The organism is Gemmatimonadota bacterium, from assembly GCA_026706345.1.
GTDB lineage: Bacteria > JAAXHH01 > JAAXHH01 > JAAXHH01 > JAAXHH01 > JAAXHH01.
Map to the genome: position 1 here is coordinate 1,230 of JAPOYX010000174.1, position 3,416 is coordinate 4,645.

Annotated in this window: 2 protein-coding genes; both read right to left on the reverse strand. The window is 61.8% G+C overall.

The features are described from left to right. Positions 1-866 (reverse strand): methylenetetrahydrofolate--tRNA-(uracil(54)-C(5))-methyltransferase (FADH(2)-oxidizing) TrmFO (trmFO, locus tag OXG98_11715; protein MCY3772669.1); only part of this gene is annotated, 866 nt, incomplete at its 3' end. Between the two features lie 60 nt (positions 867-926). Continuing rightward, a partial coding sequence (topA, locus tag OXG98_11720) for a type I DNA topoisomerase (GenBank protein MCY3772670.1) occupies positions 927-3,416 on the reverse strand: 2,490 nt, incomplete at its 5' end.

Consider the following 3,416-nt stretch of genomic DNA (forward strand, 5'->3'; position numbering starts at 1 on the left):
TACGACATCTTGGTCTGAAACCCGACCAGCCCGCACAGGGTTCCGGCCCGGTCGTCCTGCCGCAGTTGGACAACCGCGTGAGGACGGGTGCCGCCACGCGGATCGGTCAGGCCGACCGGCTTCATTGGGCCGTAGGCCAGGGTATCTTTGCCGCGCCGGGCCATCTCCTCGATCGGTAGACAACCCTCGAAGTAGCGACACTGCTCGAACGCCTTTTCCGGTACCTTCTCGGCGGCCAGAATGTCGTCAACGAGCTGATAATATTCCGCTTGCGAGAGAGGACAGTTGAGATAATCATCGCCGCCGTGATCGTAGCGCGAGGCTCGAAACGCCACTCGCGTATCTATTGAGTCAGCGGTCACAACAGGAGAGATGGCATCGTAGAAATACAGATACTCGCGACCGAACAATGCCCGGAGGTGTTCGGACAGGGCCGGTGAGGTCAACGGGCCGCTGGCAATGACCGTCGGCCCGGACGGAATGGCCTGCACTTCTTCCCGCCTCACTTCAACCAGCGGATGGGCTGCCAACGCGTCGGTGATGTACTGGGCAAAGACGTGGCGGTCGACCGCCAGGGCCTGCCCGGCCGGAACCCGTGCCGCGTCGGCCGCAGCCATCACTAATGACCCCAGACCGCGCATTTCTTCTTTCAGCAGACCGACCGCCGCCACCAGGGCAGCACTGCGAAAGGAATTGGAACAGACCAGTTCGGCCAGTTTGTCCGTATGGTGGGCGTCGGTGGGACGAACCGGACGCATTTCGTACAGACGGACAGTGACGCCCTGGTGGGCGAGTTGCCAGGCCGCCTCACTGCCGGCCAACCCCCCGCCAATGACCGTGACCGAAAGAGGAAACGTGTCCAGCATCTCATGTTTATTGGAGGACACGTTTCCTCTTTTCTGCATATCGCTCGTCAGACTCCCCGGTCACGCGACCTGGGATAAAGTATCGGGCGTCGGGGCCCTGGTTGCGCGCGGGCGTTTCGTCCGCGTGCGCTCCCGCACTTCCCAGCCGCCATTCCGGTAGTGTGCGCTCCAGCCGGTAGCCTTGCCGTTCACCTCGGATGCCACGTACTGTTCGCGACTCTTACGCGAAAATCTGATCACGGCTGGGTTCCCCTGCGGGTCTGCCTCGGGCGCACTTAACAGAAAGTGAAACTTGGAGTCTAACTCGTCGGCGTGGGGCTTCAACTCGGCAACCAGGGGAGCCCGCGTCTCGCGGTTCCGGGGAAACTGGCTGGCAGCCAGGAAGATGCCGGCCGCGCCATCGCGCAGCACATAGTAATCGTCCACGGTCCGACACTTGAGTTCGGGCATGGGTACAGGGTCGGCCCGCGACGGAGCGGGCTGACCGTTGCGCAGCAGCTTGCGCGTGTTGCCACACGTGCTATTGGCGCACCGGAAGTACTTGCCGAACCGACCGCTTTGCAGTCGCATTTCAGCGTCGCATTTCTCACACTCCAAGACCGGCCCGTCATAACCTTTGAGACGAAACTCGCCGGACTCTATCTGGTTCCCATCGCAGTCCGGACCGTTACCGCACAGATGCAGCTTGCGCGTTTCGTCGATCAGATAGGAATCCATGGCAGAGTCACAGGAGGGGCAGCGCCGCTTGGCCCGCAGTCGCCGGCTTTCGCCCTCGTCGTCCACATCGGTGTCAACCGCTTCCTCTCCGGGTACGAGATTCATGGTGCGCGTACAACGCTCAGCCGGAGGCAGCGCGTATCCCGAACACCCCAGAAACATCCCGGTACTTGCCGTGCGCACCTGCATCGGGCGTTCGCAGGTATCGCAGCGGACCGCCGTGGTGATGGGCTGGTTCGGTCGCATGCCCTCCGTGGCCCCAGCGGTTTGGAGCCGCTGAGAAAAGTCCGCGTAAAAGGCGTCCAGCACGCTGCGCCACTCCCGCTCTCCCAGAGCGATCTGGTCGAGTTCCTGCTCCATGTCTGCGGTAAACGAATAATTGAGCAAGTGGCTGAAGTTCTCTACCAGCCGGTCGGTCACCAGTTCACCGATCTTCTCCGCCTGAAAGCGCCGCTTGTTGAGACTGACATAGCCACGTTCCTGGATAGTGGAGATGATAGCCGCATAGGTGGACGGCCGGCCGATACCGCGTTTCTCAAGCTCACGCACCAGACTCGCTTCGCCATAGCGGGCGGGTGGCTTGGTAAAATGTTGCACGGTGTCGGTGTCGAGGCAGACCAGCGCGTCACCCTGGCCGAAGTCGGGCAGCTCCACCTCATCTTCCTTGCGCGAAGCAGGCGGTAATACCTTGGTGAAGCCGTCAAACTTGAGAATGCGGCCACGGATACGCAACTCGAACGGTCCGGCCTCAGCGAGGATGGTGGTGCTGAGGTATTCGGCGCGTGTCATCTGACAGGCAATGAACTGGCGGCGGATGAGGTCGTAGAGCCGTCGGGCATCCGCGTCCTGATTACCGAGGTCAGTCGGTTCGACTGTCAGGTCGGTTGGCCGAATCGCCTCATGCGCCTCTTGGGCGGATGCCTTGCTGGCGTAGGCGTTCGGCTTGTCCGGCAGGTAGCGCGGCCCATACTCGCGCTGAATATAGGCTCGCGCCTTGGTCACGGATTCGCGCGAGAGGTTGGTCGAGTCGGTCCGCATATACGTAATATGACCAGCCTCATACAATTGCTGCGCCAGCCGCATGGTCTTCCGCACGCCAAAGCTCAGCCGGGTAGCCGCCGACTGCTGAAGCGTGGACGTGATGAATGGTGCGCTGGGACGGGCCTGGGTCGGTTTGTCCTCACGGCTGATGATGGAAAAATCCTGGGCGGCGAGGCGGGCGGCCGCGGCTTCGGCCTGTTCGCTCGTCCCCGGACGAAAGTCCGCGCCGTTCTCCTTGATGACCTGGAAGCGATACCCCGACTCGTCGGCGCCTTTCGCCAACTCGGCAAAGACCTCCCAGTACTCCTCGGGTACAAAGGCGCGAATCTCCCGCTCGCGTTCCACAATGAGCCGCACCGCGACCGATTGCACCCGACCGGCCGACAGGCCACGCGCCACCTTGGCCCACAGCAGGGGCGACAGCTCAAAGCCGACGACACGGTCGAGAAAGCGCCGCGCCTGTTGTGCGTTAACCCGGTTTTCGTCAATTTCGCCAGGGTGCTCAAACGCGTCTTGAATGGCGCTTTTGGTAATTTCGTTAAAGACCACCCGACGAAAGCGTTCTTGTGTCCCGCCGATGAGTTGTTTCAGATGCCAGGCGATTGCCTCGCCCTCGCGGTCACGATCGGTTGCCAGATACACGGCGTCCGCGTTGTGCGCCAGCTTCTTCAGGTCGGCAACGACCTTCTCCTTGCCGGGTAACACCTCATAGCTTGCCGCCCAGTTATTGTCGGGATCGACGCCCATACGCGCGATCAGTTTGGTGCGTGTGTTCTTCCGGCCGGTGGCCTT